Genomic DNA, 18,863 nt, shown 5'->3' with positions numbered 1-18,863 from the left:
ATGGAATTTAGTTTTGAAGAACATCCGCATAAGCGATTAAACATATTAACCGGTGACTGGATTTTAGTTTCTCCGCATCGTACTAAAAGACCATGGCAAGGCAAGGTAGAAGCTGCTGCCATTACAGAGAGACCAAGTTACGACCCCCAATGTTACCTATGCCCTGGAAATGTAAGATCTGATGGATCAACAAATCCTAATTATAAAGCTCCTTTTGCTTTTACTAATGATTTTTCATCATTGTTAACAGATACACCAGATGGCGGGTTAAATGTTAAAGGTTTATTACAAGCCAAGAGTGAGAAGGGGATTTGCAGGGTAGTTTGTTTTTCTCCACGTCATGATTTGACTTTACCACAAATGGATATAGAAAACATTGTGGAGCTAATTGAATTATGGAAAAAAGAATTTCAAGAATTATCAAAAAATGAATGGATAAAATACATTCAGATTTTCGAAAATAAAGGTGATATTATGGGATGCAGCAATCCTCATCCTCATGGCCAAATTTGGTCGCAAAGCAGTATACCTGTAGAACCAGAAAAAGAAACCATACAGTTTAAAAAATACTTCGAGCAAAATAGCAGAAGCATATTAGCCGATTATTTAATTGAAGAAGAAAAATCTAAAGAAAGATTGGTTTGCGAGAACGAACACTTTATTGCTTTAGTTCCTTTTTGGGCAGTTTGGCCTTATGAATGTATCATTATCAGTAAAAGACAAGTTCAATATACGCATCAATTTAATACAGAAGAAACCCTTGCTTTGGCAGAGGTATTAAAAACATTAACCATTAAGTATGATAATCTTTTCGAAACTTCATTTCCTTATTCTTCTGGCATACACCAAGCACCGGTAAATGACGGAGAACACCCAGAATGGCATTGGCACATGCACTTTTATCCACCTCTTTTACGTTCTGCCACGGTTAAAAAGTTTATGGTTGGTTATGAGATGATGGCAAACCCTCAAAGAGATATTACTGCAGAACAAGCCGCAAAGAAATTGAGAGAATTGCCTGATGTTCATTATTTGGCTAAGTAATTATAAAATGTTTATAGCCTGAGAGTTAAGCCGAGGGCTATATTCATTAAACCACTAATTTTTTCATTGCCATGATAACGCCTATGTGAGTTCCATCATGCCATATTAAGAATTTGAGGTTATCTTCAATAGTAACAAGTTCAATTCCTGATTTAGTTGTCCAGGATTTGCTCTGATGAAACAAACCATCAATATAATCTTGCTCTAAATCATCTATATTTTTAATCAATAGATTTTTAATTTCTTCTATTTGATGACTGTTAACAAATGGTTGTGGTAAAGTCCCGTTTCTATAGTTGTTAAAAATATTTTCATCAACCTTAATAGGCAATCCTAACCTATAGTAACAAACTGCTTGTGGTGTTGATATTAAATGGGCTAAATTCCAAATGATATTATTGTTGAAGCCTTTTGGTATTTCATTTAATTGGTCTGTGGTTAAATCTTTTATATAATCTAAAGCGAAAATTCTGGTTTTTCTAAAAATTTCAAACTGTTTGGTCATTTTATAAAATTTGGAAAAGTTTTGGGATAAAAATAATTAAACCAATTACAACAGAAATTATTGCACTAGTAAAAACAGCTGCTGCAGCTAAATCTTTAATTATTTTTATTTTGATATTTTTTTCTGGTGATACAAAGTCAGCTAATTTTTCAATTGTTGTATTTAATATTTCTGTAATGATAACCAATGCAATCGCAAATAAAACTACAATCCATTCTAAGTAATTTATCCTAAACACAAATCCTAAAATGATAACTAAAACAGTAAAAAATAGGTGTATTCTTGAGTTGTGCTCTTCCTTAAATAAATAATGATAACCATCGAAAGCATATTTAAAACTTTTAAATCTTTCTAATAAAGAGAATTTTTGAGGTTTCATAAAGTTTAAAATATCGATTATTCATTTTCCAATGGTATTGCATTAATAGACGCCGAATTACCTTCACAAGAACCATCCTTTAATAAATCAAAAGACCATCTGTGACGTGGACATACTAAAAACCGATCTCCTTCACTCCAAGCATGTTTTAAATCAGCTCCTTGATGAGGACAATATCTATCTATACTATATTTACAACCGGCAACTTCAATTATAATTCTCTCGGTTCTATTCTCAATTTCTAAAATTTTATCACAGAAAAAGTTTAAATCTTCTTTCTCTAAAATCATAAAACCTTGCATCAGGGATTGATAAACATCTGGTTCTCTGTTTAGCTTAACTCTAAAAGTTAATGCAAAATCTTCCCATGTTAGAAATCCTTTTAAAACTCTATTTATATCATAAGAATAAGCATTTAATAAATAAAAGTTCTCTTCATTTATTTCATCAACATAATCTATTTTATTTGCAGCAAAATCTATCTTTATGTAACAATTTAATTTATCTAAAAATCCAAGATATAATGATCTACTGAGCCCACTTTTACTTTTAAAACTTTTCAACTTTAATTCTAATTCACTTTTTAAATCTTCCAGCATTAATTCAAATTCTATGGCTTTTAGAGGTTTTTTAATTTCATTAAAAAAATGCTCATATTCTTTTGCATAGCTTATAATATATTCTTGAAAATTTTTTTCATTAACTCTATGATTATCAGAGAGAATGAATATTTCATCTTTTGTAAGACACAAAACATCTCCTGGAGCAATTTCGGGAATTAGAATTTCTTTGTTTTTTAAATGATTTTTTAAAAACTCAACTACTTCTTCACTTCTAGGAAAAATATTATTTTTTTCAAAATTAAGATGAATGATATCTGGGTCTAAAAAACAAGCTGGTCCTGCTGAGGGAATATAAACTTTTGGGTTGATCATTTCAATAGCAATTTTTGTTGCTTGAAACTTACTCATCTTCTTTTTTAATGATATTTTCTCATATTCTTCTTTGCTATAATTATAACATGTAGGGTGCCAGGTAGCACCACTAAATTGTACAGCAAAATAATCTATCTGAATTTCAGAATCTTTAATATGTTTTAATCTGTCATGTATTTTGCAATCATTAAGATTCAAAAATTTTTCATTCTTACTTTCAAACAAGATAGCCGAATCCCTATTTATTTCACTATCCTCAATATAGATCTTTATAGATTCATTGTTATTCAAAAAAATTGTCGAATCATCATTGCATAAAAATATTTTTTTATTACTGAAAGATTTTATTTTATCAATTAATACTGTTCTTCTAAATTTAGGGAGAACATATTCAAAATCACAATCTTCCAAAGTTCGTAGAAATTTTTCATCAAAATGATCTTTGTGTTCATGACTGATATAAATTATTGCTCTTTTATGTAAATTTTTTAAAAGCCGTTCTTTTACCACATTAGCCAAATGATGATTTTTAGGGAATTGAAACCATCCACCATCGAAAGCACCAGAGCTAGAAAGCCAAGGATCCATAATTAAGATTGTTTCATCGGTTTCAACAAAAAAACCTGCATGACCCAAAAAAGTAATTTCCATTTATTTTATAAGTAAATATTCGTTACCAAAATACCATAAATTAAATATTATAATCATCAATTGGTTTGATTTTCGCTAAATAAATTTCATGGAGAAGTTAAACCACACCAATGGAAATTATATAGAAAATAAAACTGCTAAAATATATTTTGAAGAAACTGGAAATCCAGATAAAACCCCACTCCTATTAAGTCACGGTGCTTTTGGAAATTTAGAAGATTTTAATTTAATCGTTTCTAAACTAGAAACGGATTTTAGGATAATTGCTATTGATAGTCGTGGACATGGAAAATCTACTTTGGGTAATGAGGAATTAAGTTATGAGTTATTGCAAAGCGATGTAGAGTCGGTTTTAAATCACCTACAATTATCTAGTATTGATATGATTGGAATTAGCGATGGTGGAATAGTTGGGTATCGATTAGCTTGTTACAGCAAAATTAAAATCAATAAATTAGTTACAATTAGTTCTAGATGGGATTATGGTAATGTTTTAGCAACTAAAGAATTATTAGAAAATGAAGATGCCGAATATAGAAGAAAGAATAATCCAGAATCTTATCATCAATATCAAATGTTAAATCCAATACCTGATTTTGATTTATTAACAGAGCAATTGCATAAAATGTGGTTCAAAAAAGAAAGTTATCCTGGCAGAGACATCAAGAATATCAAATCCGAAACTTTAATTATAAAAGGCGATAAGGATAATGTGATTCAAAGGTCATTCGTTGTTGATGTCGCTGAAAGAATTCCCAATTCAAATTTAATGATCGTTCCTTTTGCAAAACACTTGGTTTTTGAAGAAAAATCAGAAATTTTAATGAAAGCGATTAATGAATTTTTAGTTTAAAAAACTTTCAAATTTTTCCCAAAAACCATCTTTAGGTAAGGGAGCGAAAATTTTAATTCTCTCCTTTTTTACAGGATGGATAAATTCTAATTTTAATGCATGTAAACTGATGCTTTTTTTTCTGCTACCGCGAGGATAACCATACTTATTATCGCCAACAATTGGACTTCCTAAAGTTGCTAACTGCACTCGTATCTGGTGCGGCCGACCAGTAAGAGGATCGACTTCAATTAAATAATATTCATTTAAATAGCCTAAAACCTTAAAATCAAGCTGTGCTCTTTGGCTGCCTTTTATTTCTGTATTGTATGCTGTAGTAATATTCTTTTTAGGGTTTTTTACTAAATAATGTTCTAAAGTTCCTTCCATTTTAGATGGCTTTTGCCTAACTACAGCCCAATATGTTTTCTTCATTTCCCGCTCTTTAAACATTTTGTTAATGCGTTCTAAAGCTTTAGAAGTCTTTGCAAACAAAATAACACCGCTTACGGGTCTATCTAAACGATGTACCACGCCTAAAAAAGCACCATTTGGTTTATTGTATTTCTCTGCGATGTATGCTTTTACCATCTCATCCAAAGAAGGATCACCGGTTTCGTCTGTCTGCACAATCCATCCTGCTTTTTTATAAACCGCAATTAAATGGTTATCCTCATAAAGGATATCTTTTTCGGTTATTTTATAGAAATCTTCTTCCATTTTTTCAGCTGTGAGTATTGAGATGCGAGAAATTTGTAATCAAAAAAATAATCAATTATCAACAACTAACTAACTAACTAACTAACTAACTAACTAATACTGCTCTTTATCACTAGGAAAATCGCCACTTTTCACATCCTTTATATAAGATTTTACAGCACCATTAATTTGATCAAATAAATCTAAATACTGACGTAAAAACCTTGGAGTAAAACCTTTAGTTAAACCAATCATATCATTAACCACTAAAACTTGTCCATTGCAATGTTGTCCAGCACCAATTCCAATTGTTGGAATTGTAATGCTCTCACTAACTTCTTTTGCTAAAAGTGCGGGAATTTTTTCTAAAACTACCGAAAAGCAACCAGCTTCTTCAATTCTTTTTATGTCTGATTTTAATTTTTGTGCTTCAGCTTCTTCTTTTGCCCTAACGGTATAGGTTCCAAATTTATATATTGATTGTGGCGTTAAACCTAAATGCCCCATTACTGGAATTCCAGCAGCAACAATACGTTCAATTGATTCTGCAATTTCAACTCCGCCTTCCAACTTTACACCATGCGCACCAGATTCTTTCATAATCCGGATGGCCGAATTTAATGCTTCTTTAGAGTTACCTTGATAAGAACCAAAAGGCAAATCCACAATTACCAAAGCTCTGGTTGTGCCACGTATAACAGATGCGGCATGGTAAATCATTTGGTCAAGCGTAATTGGCAATGTAGTTTCATGCCCTGCCATTACCATAGAAGCAGAATCGCCCACTAAAATAATATCAACACCACCTTCATCAACTACTTTAGCCATAGAATAATCATAAGCGGTAAGCATTGCTATCTTCTCCCCCCTATTTTTCATTTCCTGTAAAATATGGGTGGTTACTCTTTTAACTTCTTTATGAACAGACATTGATTTCAGTTTAATTTATTTCTGTTGAGATTTCAAAGTTAGAAAAATGATTGCTATTAAAAATTGAAATAATACTTAGTCAATCCGACAAAAAAATATAAATTTGCATCCCGAGATGAGTATTAAACATTTCTTGTTTTCTTTAAAAAACTCACGGAACATCCTTCCGCTCTCATTCTGTTTCTTTTTAAACCTCAACAAAATTTATAAAGCATGAACGCAAATTACACCAAATTACCAGCTATTCTTCTTTTAGCAGATGGTACAGTTTATCATGGAAAGGCAGCAGGAAAAATCGGTACTACTACTGGAGAAATTTGCTTTAATACAGGTATGACCGGATATCAGGAAGTTTTTACCGATCCTTCTTACTTTGGGCAAATCATGGTTACTACCAATACACATATTGGCAATTATGGGATCAGTAATGAAGAAGTAGAGTCTGAAAGCATAAAAATTGCAGGTTTAGTTTGTAAAAACTTCAACATCCTTTTTAGTAGAAAACAAGCTGACCAATCTTTACAGGATTATTTTCAGGATGAAAATATAGTAGGAATTTCTGATGTGGATACTCGTGAAATTGTTCGACATATTAGAGATAAAGGAGCAATGAATGCAATTATTTCTTCTGAGATTTTAGATATTGAAGAACTACAAAAAAAATTAAACGAGGTACCATCTATGGATGGATTGGAACTCTCATCACAGGTGAGTACAAAAACTCCTTATTTTATTGGTGATGAAAAAGCTGATTTAAAGGTTGCAGTTTTAGATTTAGGTGTTAAAAAGAATATTTTAAGAAATTTTTCTGAAAGAGGTGTTTATGCTAAAGTTTTTCCAGCTAAAACTTCCTTTGAAGAAATGGAAAAGTGGCAACCAAATGGTTACTTTATTTCTAACGGCCCAGGCGATCCTGCCGCAATGCCATATGCAATTGATACAGTAAAAGATATTTTAGCCGCCGATAAACCAATGTTCGGGATTTGTTTAGGACATCAATTATTAGCACAAGCAAACGGCGTAGGGACATTAAAAATGTTTAATGGACATCGTGGATTAAATCATCCTGTTAAAAATATTATAAAAGACCATTGTGAAGTAACTTCTCAAAATCATGGCTTTGGTGTAATTGCCGATGAAGTTTTAAATTCTGACAAAGTAGAGGTTACTCACCTCAATTTAAACGATAAATCAATAGAAGGAATTAGGGTAAAAGGAAAAAAAGCTTTTTCTGTTCAATATCATCCAGAATCTTCTCCTGGCCCACATGATAGCAGATATTTATTTGATGATTTTGTAGAGATGATGAAGTAACATTAAAATACATTGCATAAAAAAAGAGGCTTTCGCCTCTTTTTTATTTCAAATCATTTGATATTAAAATGCATATCCAACAGTGAATGATAATACACGGTTGTTTTGCTCAATATTAGTATTACTTGTAGATGTTGGTCTAAGATTAGTTAAACCTAATCCGTAACCTGCTCCAAAATTAAGACCAGATGTTAATTGATAGCCAGCTAAAAAGTTAACTCCAAAATCAACTGTTTTTAGGTTATCAGAATTTGAATCACCAAATATTAAATCATTTTCTGTTGTTAAATTACCTATGGTGGTTTTTCTTTGACCAGCTACATTAAATCCGGCATATGGCCCAGCCCCTAAATAAAACTTTCCTGGCCCAGCTGGTAAATTAGCAACTAAATTTACCGGTATTTCAACAGCTAAAACATTATCTTCCTGTTCATTATTTCCATTTTCAAAATATTTGGCTCCCTTTCCTTGTAAAGATATACCTGGCTGTACAGAAAAATAAGTAGAAATTGGAACATCTGCATAACCTGTAAGATTAAAATTTGTAGTTGTTTTTGTTTCGTCTGAAGTATTAGCATCATCATTTACATACTTATACTTTGGTAAATTTACTCCACCTTTTAATCCAAATGTTGTTCTTGAAGAATTTGAGGTTGTTGTTTGTGCAAATGTAGAACCTGCGAATACCATTGCAGCAGCTACTAAAAATATTTTTTTCATATTATTTCAATTTAATTGTTCGGGATGCTGTATTCAATGAGCAGACCAAAAAATAAATTAAAAAGAAGGGAGTGATTAACAAGCTGTATTAAAGGTGTTTAATAAGCGTTATTTTTATTGGATTTAAATCTATAAACATTTAAAATTCTGTATCTTAATTAAGACAGAATATGATTTATAATATAATTTAGAGCGATAATTCTATAAAGTAAATCTTTTAATGATTCTTAATTTATGGGTGTATTTACCTTGCTCCAAAGAAAAAATACCTTGATTATCAATCCTATCAATTTTTACTTTTCCTGATGAATGTATTATTTGACTATTGTTTAACATGATTCCAACGTGAGTAATTTTTCCTTCATTATTATCAAAAAAAGCCAAATCTCCTGCCCTTGCTTCAGTTAAAAAATCTACAGATTTACCTTGCTCTGCTTGTTGTGATGCATCCCTCAAAATCGCTATTCCTAACATTTTAAAAACAATTTGGGAAAATCCAGAGCAATCTATACCGCTTGGCGTTTTTCCTCCCCATAAATATGGGCTGTTCAAGAATATTTTAGCAGTCTCTTGTATATCTGCTTCAAAATCTTCTTGATTTGGTATAAAAACATTGTTGCTTGGAATTTGATAAAAATCGTTCCCAAATTCACATCTACCCTCTTCATAAAATGGTAAGGAACAGCCAGCAGAAATATAAATTGGTTCTTTTGAATTTCCTTTCAAAATTAATGTGTAAGCGGCTCTGGTTAAAAACCCCAATCCAGATTTTGAATTGTTTTGCAAATCATCAGTATAAGCGATTTGATTTTCATTGACATATCCTTCATATCCATCATCAATAACTTTTACTTTAAACCAGTTTCCATCTTGTTCCAAAACCTGATAAGTATCTCCAAATAATAATTGAGAAACCATTTCTGATTGATGAGATGCTTCTTTTTTAACTGGTATTACTGATAAATTACAAATGCCTAAAGTGTTTTTCATATTCTTTATACTTAATGATATTCAAATTAACATTATTAATGTCTCACAAATATTATTAATTCCATATTTAGTATGGTGGTCTAAATTTTGTGTAAATTAACACAAATGATAACAAGATGGAAAATTTAAGCTCTTTTGAGAAAATACTGATTGCCGTTGATGATTCTGAACTTTCATACAATGCTGCAGCCTATGGTTTTAAGCTTGCGCATAAATTAAATGCAGAAGTTGCAATAATTCATATTAACGAAATGCCAGTAGTAATGAATGTAACAGGCGACCCTATTTTAGGGGATTCAGGAATAATAATTCCTGAAGTTATGGATATTCAAAAAGATGCAGCCGAAAAGCTTTTAGAAAATTTAGTTTTGAAATTTGGCAAAGGTTTAATTGTGAGAGAATACATTTTAGTTGGTGATGTTACTTCTGAAATTATTGAGATTGCCAAAAAGTATGAAGCATCAATGATAATTATGGGAACGCATGGCCGCAAAGGTTTTGATCATTTTATTTCAGGATCTGTTGCAGAGAGTGTAATCCGTCATGCCAAATGCCCTGTATTAATAGTGCCAAACAAATAATTCTTATTTATAATGTCATAGAATTTTATACACATTAAATTCTGTGGCATTAATTATTATTTTTGTTCGCCGCTATGCAAACAAAAATAATATCTAACATTTCAGAATTTAAATATAAAGCCCTTTCTTTTGCCAATACTTTTGATATATGTTGTTTCTTAGACTCCAATGGACTTGACGATCGGTATTCTAAATTTGATTGTTTGATTGCATTTGGACATCAAGATAAATTGATATTAAAACCAAACGAAGACTCTTTTTCAGCGCTAAAAAACTTTAGAAAAAAAAATAATGGTTTCATTCTTGGAGGATTGAGCTATGAGTTAAAAAATGAAATTGAAAATTTAGATTCCAAAAATCAAGATGGTTTAAATTTTCCCAATTTATTCTTTTTTTCGCCTTTACATCTTTTAATAATAAAAGGTAAAAAACTTCAAATAATTAGTCCAGATGCAAACGATATCTTTAAATTAATTGATGAAACGATTGTTAAAAAAGATATAACTGATTTAAAAGTTAATATAAAAGCTCGACTAAACCCGACTGATTACAGAAACAAATTTTTAAAGATTAAAAATGAAATTAGTTTAGGCAATATATATGAAACTAATTTTTGTATGGAATTCTATGATGAAAATTGTGAAATCTCACCAATAGATATATTTATAAAACTTAATATTAAATCCCCTACTCCGTTTGCAAACTTTTTTAAATGGAATGATAAGTATATTATTTCTGCTACTCCAGAACGCTTTTTAGCCAAAAGAAATCAGAAAATTATCTCACAACCTATAAAAGGTACGGCAAAACGAAGTGAAAATAGTGTAGAGGATATTAAGATCATGAAAAGTCTATATCTTAACCCAAAAGAAAGACAAGAGAATGTGATGATTGTAGATTTGGTAAGAAACGATTTGACGAAATTTGCAATAAAGGGAACTGTTAAAGTTGAGGAGCTTTTTGGTATTTACAGCTTTAAACATATACATCAAATGGTTTCTACTGTAGTTTGTGAAATACACAATGATACTGACAATATTGATGTGATAAAAAATTGCTTTCCAATGGGTAGCATGACCGGTGCTCCAAAAATTAAAGCCATGCAATTGATGGATCTTTATGAAAATAGTAAAAGAGGAATGTATGCTGGTGCTATTGGATATTTTGATAATGAAAATGATTTTGATTTTAATGTAATCATTCGTTCTATACTTTATAATTCATCTAACAAATATTTATCATTTCATGTAGGTAGTGCAATTACACATGACGCAGACCCAGAAAAAGAGTATGATGAGTGCCTATTAAAAATTAAAGCTATTCTTGAGATTTTGCAAAATAAAAAAGGAGATTTAATTTAATAAATCTCCATTAATCTCATCTCAGCTAATAATTCTATTTTGCCTTATAATATTTTACGGCTTCAGGTAAATATTTTTTAATATCTGCAATTCTAGTAGCGTCAGCTGGGTGGGTACTCAAAAATTCTGGTGGAGCTTGTCCATTACTTTGAGCAGACATCCTTTGCCAAAAGTCAACTGCTTTTGCAGGATCATAACCAGCCATAGCCATAAAAGTTAAGCCTAATCTATCTGCCTCTGATTCTTGCTTTCTTGAATTTGGTAATAGCACACCCGCTTGGGCTCCAATACCGAAAACTTGGTTAAAAACATTCATTCCCGCATCAGAACTAGTTACCGCACCACCTAAAATTGATCCTAAGCCCTGTGCTATCATCTGGTTAGAATATCTTTCATTTGAATGTTTGGCAATTGCGTGAGCTATTTCATGACCCATTACAGTAGCTAAACCAGCATCAGTAAGTGTTACCGGCAATATTCCTGTATAAACCGCAACTTTACCACCAGGCATACACCAAGCATTTACTTCCTTACTTTCTATTAAATTAAATTCCCACTTATAACCCGCCACTTGATCTGTGTAACCGTTTTGATTCATAAATGCAGTTACCGCCGTAGCTATTTTACCGCCAATTTCTTTTACTTTTCTACTTTGAGCAGTATTATTAACTACTTTGGTAGATGGGTCAGAAAGTAATTGGTTATAACTTTGTGCTGCCATTTGTTGCATTTCGGTATCACTAACCAAATTAGCCTGTCTTCTACCAGTTAACGGAACAGTAGAACATGCTGCAAATAAAAGAGCCAGGCAACATATAGATGCCAATTTAAATTTCATGATCATTTTTTTAAGATTGAATTTGTTTCTTTTTAAACAGATTCACTTTTGTTTCTTTTCCCCTTAATAGTCTTTCAATATTTTTTTGGTGAGTTACCAATATCAAAATACAGATTGCCATACCATATATGACGATTGCTTTTACAGATACCTGATATATAAATATCACGCTTAAAGTAAAGGTAAAACCTGCTGAAATACTACTTAAAGAAACATATTTTGTAAACAATAATACGATTACAAATACTAAAACACAAAGCAATGCTGCAGGAAGGTGCACTGCTAAAATCATACCAAATAAGGTAGCAATACCTTTACCCCCTCTAAATCCGGCAAAAACCGGAAATAAATGGCCCATAACAGCTACAATTCCTAATGCCAATTGATAGTTTACATACTGAACAGAATGCTCTGGACCTGTAACCGATAAACCGATAAAAAAAGCCAGATTGGTAGCCGTCCAACCTTTAAGTATGTCAAGTAGCATTACCGGTATTCCAGCTTTTTTCCCTAAAACCCTAAAAGTATTTGTAGCACCTGCATTTCCACTACCATATTCCCTTACATCAATTCCATAAAATGCTTGTCCAATCCAAACTGCAGTAGGGATTGAACCAAACAAATAGGCAACAATTAATGCTCCAATAGAATAAACAGAAATCATTATTTAATAAGGGGTTTAGTTGTCATTTATATTCCTATTTCTATAATTCAACAGCTTTTAAACTCATATCTAAACTTTTAATAGAGTGAGTTAATGCGCCCATCGAAATATAATCTACCCCACATTTTGCGTAATCTAAAGCATTTTGTTCGGTAATGTTTCCCGATGCTTCGGTTTTAAATTTTCCATTAATAGCCTTAACTGCAACTTTTAAATCATCAAAATTAAAGTTATCCAATAAAATCCTATCAACTCCACCAATTTTTAAGACCTGATCAAGTTCTGTTAAATTTCTAACTTCAATTTCTATCTGTAGATTCAAATTATTTTCTTTCAGATATTTTTGTGATGATGTTATAGCTTTTTCGATTCCTCCAGCAAAATCAACATGGTTATCTTTGATCAATATCATATCATACAAACCAAATCTATGATTTACACCACCGCCAATCTTAACTGCTTCTTTTTCTAAAAATCTAAAGTTTGGAGTTGTTTTTCTTGTATCTAAAACTTCAGTTCCCGTTCCTTCCAATAAATTTACAATCCTTTTAGTAGTTGTACTGATACCACTCATCCTCTGCATCGTATTTAATACCAATCTTTCTGCCAGTAAAATAGATTGAGATTTCCCATTAACATAAAGTACAATATCGTTTGGTTTAACAGCTGTTCCGTCGTTAATTTTAACGTCAACTTTAAGATGAGGGTCTACAGCTTTAAATATTTGAAGTGCTATCTCTACTCCAGATATTATTCCATTTTCTTTAATTAGGAGTTTTGCCTTGCCAATAGCGTCTGATGGAATGGTAGATAAAGAAGTGTGATCGCCGTTACCCACATCTTCTTTTAAAGCATTTTCTATAAATTGTTTAAGTATTTCTTTTTCCAAGAGCGACGTTTATAAGTTTCAAAAATAGAAATTTTCTTGTTTGATTAGTTTTTATTTTCTTCTATCCTGATTTGGGTTAGTTTAATCTCAGACCCATTTCCTTTCAATTCAAAACTAATTCTGTAAGCGCCTTTAGCGCAATTGTATTGAATTACACCAAATTTATAACTGGCGTTAGATACTACTTTATGAATAATCTTAGTGCTATTTGCAGGGTTTTTAGAGAAAAAATCCTTTAAAATTAAATTAGCCTGATTAGCAGAATAAATATCATCCTGATCCATAATTGATAGCTCGATGGTGTTAGAAAAGTAAGCAGATAATCCCTTTACATCTCCATTTTTAAACACACTATTTAAATCGTCTATAACATCAAATCCAAACGATACCTTGAAGAGCATTAAAAATAATAGGGTGAGTGAATATTTCATGGTTTAAATTTATTAAAATTTGTACATAAACAATGTTATTGTAAGTTTTAAAGCATTTTAAAGTTCTAATATTTCATTATTCTTTAAACCAACCTTTTCTACTAAAATAAAAAATTTGGGCAATTGCAATTGCAAGCATTAAGCCTAAAACATACAAATAACCATTTTTTGAATAAAGCTCTGGCATATTGTTTTTAAGAATAACACCCGTTACAGGATCTTGATGTGCAAAATTCATCCCATAAATTCCGGCAATAAAGGTTAAAGGAATAAATATAGCCGAGATAATGGTTAAGGTTTTCATTACTTCGTTCATCTTATTACTCATTAAAGAAAGATAAAGATCTAATAAACTAGTCGTGGTTTCCCTCATACTTTCAATCAAATCAATTACTTGAATACTATGATCATAAGCATCCCGAAGAAAAACTTTAACCTTTGGATTAATGAGAGAATTTGTAGACCTCAATAAATCGTTTAATTTATCCCGCTCTGGCCAGGAACTCCTTCGCATCGCAATCATTAATTTTTTTACACCCTGTATTCGGTACATCAATTGCCTTCTGGGCTTTTGATAAAGATGGTCTTCTACAATTTCTAATTCGTCCCCCAGCCTGTTCACTATATTAAAATAATGGTCAATAACCGTATCCATTAAAGCATAAAGCATATAGGAAGGTCCTAGTGTTCTGATATTGTCCTTCGCATTTTTCCTCAATCTATTTCTAACCGGGTCCAAAACATCATCATAATCTTCTTGAAAGCTGATCAAAACATTTTTAAAAAGCAAGAATGATATTTGTTCGTTTTTGAGATGCAATCCATTATCTAATTCTAACATCCTACTGATCACAAAAATAAAATTTTCGTAATCTTCATTTTTAGGTCGTTGATAGGTATTTACTATATCTTCCATCACTAAAGAATTCACATCAAATTCTTTTTGGATAAAATCTAAAACATCTTGCGATCCTAAACCTTTAACATCTATCCAACTGGTATAATCTGGATATTTTTTAGTGAATGCGATAGCTTCTTGGATATCGCTTGTGTTTAATTCTTCTAAATGATTACTAATGTATGCGTAAACAAATATTTTGCTGGGTAAAGAAGCTTCTTTAATTAAAAAATTACCGGGTACTTCGCCAGGATTGTTTTTCCTCTTACGTTGTGTGATATTAATTTTATTGATACTAATTTTTGGTAGAGGGATTTTCACATCTAAAAATTTAATCTAAAAAAACTTACTGGCTTGCGGACCTTGAGTAAACAGTAAATCTAATATACTGATATTGTTTAAATACGGGTTTCTATCTTCAAAAACTTGATGATATTTTTTATTCTCATAACCAGTTGTTTTCCTAAAATCTAAAGAACTCCTAAAATCTTGTTTATCATTATATTTTGGATGATACTCTATTGTTAAGGCATAATCTATCTTAAGCTTTAAGGATTTTAATAAAATTTCAAGTAGCTGGAGGTTGTAATCAAACAAGAAATCAAATTTTTGATGATAAAAAGGTGCAAAAGCATCTTCATAAAATTCGAAATAAGCAGAACTTCTGTAGCTAGTGCACAAACTTAACCAATGGATACGTTGCCAATTATCATCATTACAAATGCGCAAATCTTTATATGGAGTGCGTTTTATATCTCCCTTTTTTACGGGTACACTTAACTCTAACTTTCCGTTTGGGCCAGCAATTACTGCTCTATTTCTATAAGTTTGTTTTGGATAATGCTCTTGATGTTCAATCAGTATTTCGGTTCCTTTAAGGGATTGTAGGTTTTTAAAAAATTCTACATTAGGTAGATAAAACAAAGGGAAGACAGCACCTTTTTCCATTTCAAAATTTTTATGTTTGCAATTAATTTAAGCAAATTAATGATAAATAAAGGGCTTTCTAAAGTAGGTGCATTTTTTTTATACGTCTTTTCTTTAATTCCTTTACCTGTATTGTATCTTTTTGCTGATTTAATTTTCTTCCTATTATATCATGTTTTGAAATATAGAAGAAAAGTTGTTCAAGAAAATTTGAGAAATTCTTTTCCTAATAAATCAATTGAAGAATTACATCAGATAGAGAAAACTTTTTTCAATTATTTTGCTGATTTACTGGTAGAAACCATCAAAATGCTTTCGGTATCGGCCACTTTTTTAAAGAAAAGATACACTGTAACTAATGAAGAAATAGTTGCTAAATATGAACAAGAAGGCCGAAGTTATTTAATTGCTGTTGGCCATTACGGCAATTGGGAATGGAATACCATAGTTACTCCTCTAATGATAAAAGCAAAACCACTGATCATTTATAAACCTTTAAATAATGATGTTTTTAATGAGGTTTTTAAAAAAGCCAGAGAAAAAAGCGGAACAGAAATGATTAGAATGAAACTAGCTTTAAGAGAGATAATTAAACGAAAAAAAGAATTAACAGCTACAGTTTTCGCATCAGATCAAACGCCTGCACATGGCGATGCTCAAGATAATATCATGTTTTTAAATCAGTTGACTCCTGTTTTTACAGGATTAGAAAAAATTGCTAAATCAACTAATTATCCTGTTGTTTTTTGTGATATGAGGCGGGTAAAAAGAGGTTATTATTCTTGTGATTATAAAATTGTTTGTGAAAACCCATCTGAAACTGTGGAGTTAGAAATCACCAAAAAGCATGTTGAATTATTAGAAAATAGAATTAATGCCGAACCTGCATTTTGGTTATGGTCTCACAGAAGGTGGAAACATAAACCTAATTTAAATAATGAATAGTCCAAAAGTTGCCATTGTTATTTTAAACTGGAACGGTCAAAATTACTTAGAGAAATTTTTGCCTTCTGTTTTTAATTGTCCGTATCCCAATCTGCAAATAATTGTTGGCGATAATGATTCTACGGATGAATCATGCAATTTTTTAAAAGCAAATTTCCCTTTGGTTAAAGTGATTAGAAATGAAAGAAATTTTGGTTTCGCCGAAGGTTATAATAAAGTTTTAGCCCAGGTAGAAGCTGATTATTATATTCTTTTAAATTCTGATGTTGAAGTTACGAATGGCTGGATAAAACCGGTAATAGATTTAATGGAAAGCGATGAAAATGTTGCCATTGCTCAACCAAAAATCAAATCCTTAATAAACAAAAATCAATTTGAATATGCAGGAGCGGCTGGATGTTTTATAGACAAATGGGCTTATCCTTTTTGTAGAGGTCGTATTTTTGATTTTGTGGAGGAAGATAATGGTCAGTACGATGATAATAAAGAGATTTTTTGGGCTGCTGGTTGCGCTTTATTTATCAAATCATCCATCTGGAAAAGAGTTAACGGATTAGATGAACGCTTTTTTGCTCACATGGAAGAAATTGACCTTTGTTGGAGAGTTAAAAACTTAGGATATAAAGTAATGTATTGTGGACAATCAACAGTTTACCATGTTGGGGGCGGTACTTTAAATGCTGAAAGCCCATTTAAAACCTATCTCAATTTTAGAAATAATCATTACCTCATTAAGAAAAACATCAAACCTTTAAGGGCAAATTTTTTAATTCCTTATAGGTTTTGTTTAGACTTTTTAGCCATTATTAAATTTATGGCAGATGGTAAATTTAGAAATGCAGCAGCTGTTTCTAAAGCACACAGAGATGTAATTAAGGCTTTTTATAACAATTCGGTTAAATACAATCGAGATGTTTCTAAAACCCCAAATTTGGTTGGCAGATATAAGAGAAGTATTGTTATTGATTATTTTTTACTAGGAAATAAAAAATTCAAGGATCTAAGAAATGATTAATCCTTCAATATTACAGCATAAAACTTTGTAAAGCTAATTCATAACTCATCATCCCAAAACCAGTTACTATTCCTTTACAGTTTTTAGCCATCATGCTCAGGTGACGAAACTCTTCCCGGGCGTAAACATTTGAAATGTGCACTTCTACAACAGGGGTTTTAATTGCAGCAATTGCATCGCCTATGGCAACTGAAGTGTGCGTGTAAGCTCCAGCATTTATCACAACGCCATCAAAAGAAAAACCAACTTCATGTAATTTATTGATAATCTCTCCTTCTACATTACTTTGAAAATAAAATAATTCAACTTCTGGAAATTTCGTTTTTAAGGTTTCAAAAAAACTTTCAAATCCTTCATTTCCGTAAATTCCTGGCTCACGTTTACCTAAAAGGTTTAAATTTGGTCCGTTGATAATTTGTATCTTCATGCACTCAAACTTATCATTAAATTTTTAAAACAAAAAGTGGATTGGCAATCGGTTAGAAACTTAGAGTATAGAAATATCTTGTAATGAACAAAGAATTTAAAATAATACCAATTAATTTATTAAATGAATACACTTCTAAATTAAATCCACATGTTTTTGAAAAATTTAACCAATTAGAAGATAGTGATTTAAGTATTGAAATTTTTAGCTTTTACACTTCTGTTTCTGCAGTGTTTTCCTCTAAAATTGAAGGAGAAAATATCGATTTAGATTCTTTTATAAAATATAAAAGGTTTGGAAATGAATATCTGCCAGATTACACCCAGAAGATAGATGATTTATATGAAGCTTATATTTTTGCTATGAAAAATATAATCAACGAAAAAAACCTTAATTTAACTCATAGCCTAATTACCAAACATATCTTAAAAAAAACTCAACAAGGTAAATTTAGAACCAATAATATGTTTGTAGTTACTAAAGATGGTAAAATTGAATATGTTGCTACAGCCCCAGAAAAAGTAAAAGAGGAAATGAGAAAGTTTTATTCTGATTTAAAAATTCTGCTGGTTCAAGAGTTAACCTTTGGTGAAGTTTTATATTATGCTGCTATGATTCATCTGGTTTTTGTGAAAATACATCCATTTAACGATGGAAATGGAAGGATGGCTAGATTAATTGAAAAATGGTTTATAGCCCAAAAACTAGGTGAAAAAGCCTGGTATGTACAATCGGAAAAGAATTATTATGATCTTCATCAAACATATTATCAAAACATTAGAAAGTTAGGTTTAGATTATGAAGAGCTAGATTTTGAGCAATCATTGTCATTTTTATTAATGCTTCCTAACGCTATAAATAAAATTAACTCAAATTTTTAAAACAAAA

Annotated in this window: 22 protein-coding genes; 8 read left to right on the top strand and 14 right to left on the bottom strand. The window is 31.0% G+C overall.

The window, feature by feature from the left end:
• Positions 1-1,044: a UDP-glucose--hexose-1-phosphate uridylyltransferase gene (locus tag A5893_RS08990; RefSeq protein ID WP_068822237.1), complete on the top strand. Its 1,044-nt coding sequence runs from the start codon at positions 1-3 to the stop codon at positions 1,042-1,044.
• Positions 1,045-1,090: 46 nt separating this feature from the next.
• Here the strand turns inward: A5893_RS08990 and A5893_RS08985 are convergent, their stop codons facing one another.
• The 3 genes from A5893_RS08985 to A5893_RS08975 are packed head-to-tail and all read right to left on the bottom strand — an operon-like array spanning position 1,091 to position 3,514.
• Complete coding sequence (locus A5893_RS08985) at positions 1,091-1,549, bottom strand: DinB family protein (RefSeq protein WP_068822236.1); 459 nt, start codon at positions 1,547-1,549, stop codon at positions 1,091-1,093.
• 1 nt (position 1,550) lies between these two features.
• Positions 1,551-1,928 (bottom strand): diacylglycerol kinase family protein, encoded by a 378-nt coding sequence (locus tag A5893_RS08980; protein WP_068822235.1) that lies wholly within the window; start codon positions 1,926-1,928, stop codon positions 1,551-1,553.
• 17 nt (positions 1,929-1,945) lie between these two features.
• Positions 1,946-3,514: a Rieske 2Fe-2S domain-containing protein gene (locus tag A5893_RS08975; RefSeq protein WP_068822234.1), complete on the bottom strand. Its 1,569-nt coding sequence runs from the start codon at positions 3,512-3,514 to the stop codon at positions 1,946-1,948.
• Between the two features lie 88 nt (positions 3,515-3,602).
• On the opposite strand from A5893_RS08975, the gene A5893_RS08970 reads away from it, so the two are divergent.
• Positions 3,603-4,367 carry an alpha/beta fold hydrolase gene (locus A5893_RS08970; protein ID WP_068822233.1) on the top strand — a complete coding sequence of 255 codons (765 nt, stop codon included), beginning with the start codon at positions 3,603-3,605 and terminating at the stop codon, positions 4,365-4,367.
• Here the strand turns inward: A5893_RS08970 and A5893_RS08965 are convergent.
• Together A5893_RS08965 and panB are read right to left on the bottom strand one after the other, a co-directional pair.
• Positions 4,359-5,066, bottom strand: coding sequence for an RluA family pseudouridine synthase (locus A5893_RS08965; RefSeq protein WP_068822232.1), 708 nt, complete (start codon positions 5,064-5,066; stop codon positions 4,359-4,361). The two genes, A5893_RS08970 and A5893_RS08965, sit on opposite strands and share 9 nt — an antisense overlap.
• Before the next feature lie 93 nt (positions 5,067-5,159).
• On the bottom strand, positions 5,160-5,975 hold the full coding sequence (panB, locus tag A5893_RS08960) for a 3-methyl-2-oxobutanoate hydroxymethyltransferase (RefSeq protein WP_068822231.1): 816 nt from the start codon (positions 5,973-5,975) through the stop codon (positions 5,160-5,162).
• 213 nt (positions 5,976-6,188) lie between these two features.
• On the opposite strand from panB, the gene carA reads away from it, so the two are divergent.
• Complete coding sequence (gene carA / locus A5893_RS08955; RefSeq protein ID WP_068822230.1) at positions 6,189-7,289, top strand: glutamine-hydrolyzing carbamoyl-phosphate synthase small subunit; 1,101 nt, start codon at positions 6,189-6,191, stop codon at positions 7,287-7,289.
• Between the two features lie 63 nt (positions 7,290-7,352).
• On the opposite strand, the gene A5893_RS08950 is transcribed toward carA, so the two are convergent.
• Both A5893_RS08950 and A5893_RS08945 read right to left on the bottom strand, forming a co-directional pair.
• Positions 7,353-8,009 (bottom strand): porin family protein, encoded by a 657-nt coding sequence (locus A5893_RS08950; protein ID WP_068822229.1) that lies wholly within the window; start codon positions 8,007-8,009, stop codon positions 7,353-7,355.
• Positions 8,010-8,210: 201 nt separating this feature from the next.
• On the bottom strand, positions 8,211-8,999 hold the full coding sequence (locus tag A5893_RS08945) for a C40 family peptidase (protein ID WP_068822228.1): 789 nt from the start codon (positions 8,997-8,999) through the stop codon (positions 8,211-8,213).
• Between the two features lie 116 nt (positions 9,000-9,115).
• Between A5893_RS08945 and A5893_RS08940 the strand changes: the two genes are divergently transcribed.
• Together A5893_RS08940 and A5893_RS08935 are read left to right on the top strand one after the other, a co-directional pair.
• Positions 9,116-9,580: a universal stress protein gene (locus A5893_RS08940; protein ID WP_068822227.1), complete on the top strand. Its 465-nt coding sequence runs from the start codon at positions 9,116-9,118 to the stop codon at positions 9,578-9,580.
• 74 nt (positions 9,581-9,654) lie between these two features.
• Positions 9,655-10,941: an anthranilate synthase component I family protein gene (locus A5893_RS08935; protein WP_068822226.1), complete on the top strand. Its 1,287-nt coding sequence runs from the start codon at positions 9,655-9,657 to the stop codon at positions 10,939-10,941.
• Between the two features lie 34 nt (positions 10,942-10,975).
• Here the strand turns inward: A5893_RS08935 and A5893_RS08930 are convergent, their stop codons facing one another.
• The 6 genes from A5893_RS08930 to A5893_RS08905 all read right to left on the bottom strand — a co-directional run bounded on the left by A5893_RS08930 (position 10,976) and on the right by A5893_RS08905 (position 15,609).
• Positions 10,976-11,779, bottom strand: coding sequence for a M48 family metallopeptidase (locus tag A5893_RS08930; RefSeq protein ID WP_094336718.1), 804 nt, complete (start codon positions 11,777-11,779; stop codon positions 10,976-10,978).
• Between the two features lie 10 nt (positions 11,780-11,789).
• Positions 11,790-12,443, bottom strand: coding sequence for a glycerol-3-phosphate 1-O-acyltransferase PlsY (gene plsY / locus A5893_RS08925; protein WP_068822224.1), 654 nt, complete (start codon positions 12,441-12,443; stop codon positions 11,790-11,792).
• A gap of 40 nt (positions 12,444-12,483) precedes the next feature.
• The gene (gene nadC / locus A5893_RS08920) at positions 12,484-13,332 is read right to left on the bottom strand and encodes a carboxylating nicotinate-nucleotide diphosphorylase (protein ID WP_068822223.1); all 849 of its coding nucleotides are present in this window, start codon (positions 13,330-13,332) and stop codon (positions 12,484-12,486) included.
• A 44-nt stretch (positions 13,333-13,376) separates the two neighbouring features.
• Entirely contained in the window at positions 13,377-13,763 is a 387-nt protein-coding gene (locus A5893_RS08915; protein ID WP_068822222.1) for a DUF4783 domain-containing protein, read from the bottom strand.
• Positions 13,764-13,839: 76 nt separating this feature from the next.
• Positions 13,840-14,982 (bottom strand): magnesium/cobalt transporter CorA, encoded by a 1,143-nt coding sequence (corA, locus tag A5893_RS08910; protein WP_068822221.1) that lies wholly within the window; start codon positions 14,980-14,982, stop codon positions 13,840-13,842.
• Positions 14,983-14,997: 15 nt separating this feature from the next.
• Entirely contained in the window at positions 14,998-15,609 is a 612-nt protein-coding gene (locus A5893_RS08905; RefSeq protein WP_068822220.1) for a WbqC family protein, read from the bottom strand.
• A 39-nt stretch (positions 15,610-15,648) separates the two neighbouring features.
• Between A5893_RS08905 and A5893_RS08900 the strand changes: the two genes are divergently transcribed.
• Positions 15,649-16,533 (top strand): lysophospholipid acyltransferase family protein, encoded by an 885-nt coding sequence (locus tag A5893_RS08900; RefSeq protein WP_068822547.1) that lies wholly within the window; start codon positions 15,649-15,651, stop codon positions 16,531-16,533.
• The gene (locus A5893_RS08895; RefSeq protein ID WP_068822219.1) at positions 16,526-17,548 is read left to right on the top strand and encodes a glycosyltransferase family 2 protein; all 1,023 of its coding nucleotides are present in this window, start codon (positions 16,526-16,528) and stop codon (positions 17,546-17,548) included. Before A5893_RS08900 ends, A5893_RS08895 begins: the two co-directional genes overlap by 8 nt.
• A gap of 10 nt (positions 17,549-17,558) precedes the next feature.
• Here the strand turns inward: A5893_RS08895 and aroQ are convergent, their stop codons facing one another.
• Positions 17,559-17,975: a type II 3-dehydroquinate dehydratase gene (aroQ, locus tag A5893_RS08890; protein WP_068822218.1), complete on the bottom strand. Its 417-nt coding sequence runs from the start codon at positions 17,973-17,975 to the stop codon at positions 17,559-17,561.
• Between the two features lie 83 nt (positions 17,976-18,058).
• On the opposite strand from aroQ, the gene A5893_RS08885 reads away from it, so the two are divergent.
• On the top strand, positions 18,059-18,856 hold the full coding sequence (locus A5893_RS08885) for a Fic family protein (protein WP_068822217.1): 798 nt from the start codon (positions 18,059-18,061) through the stop codon (positions 18,854-18,856).
• The last annotated feature ends 7 nt before the right edge of the window (positions 18,857-18,863 follow it).

Origin of the sequence: Pedobacter psychrophilus (assembly GCF_001652725.1) — a bacterium.
In the GTDB taxonomy this organism is placed as follows: domain Bacteria; phylum Bacteroidota; class Bacteroidia; order Sphingobacteriales; family Sphingobacteriaceae; genus Pseudopedobacter; species Pseudopedobacter psychrophilus.
This window is presented reverse-complemented; position numbering and strand designations above follow the sequence as displayed.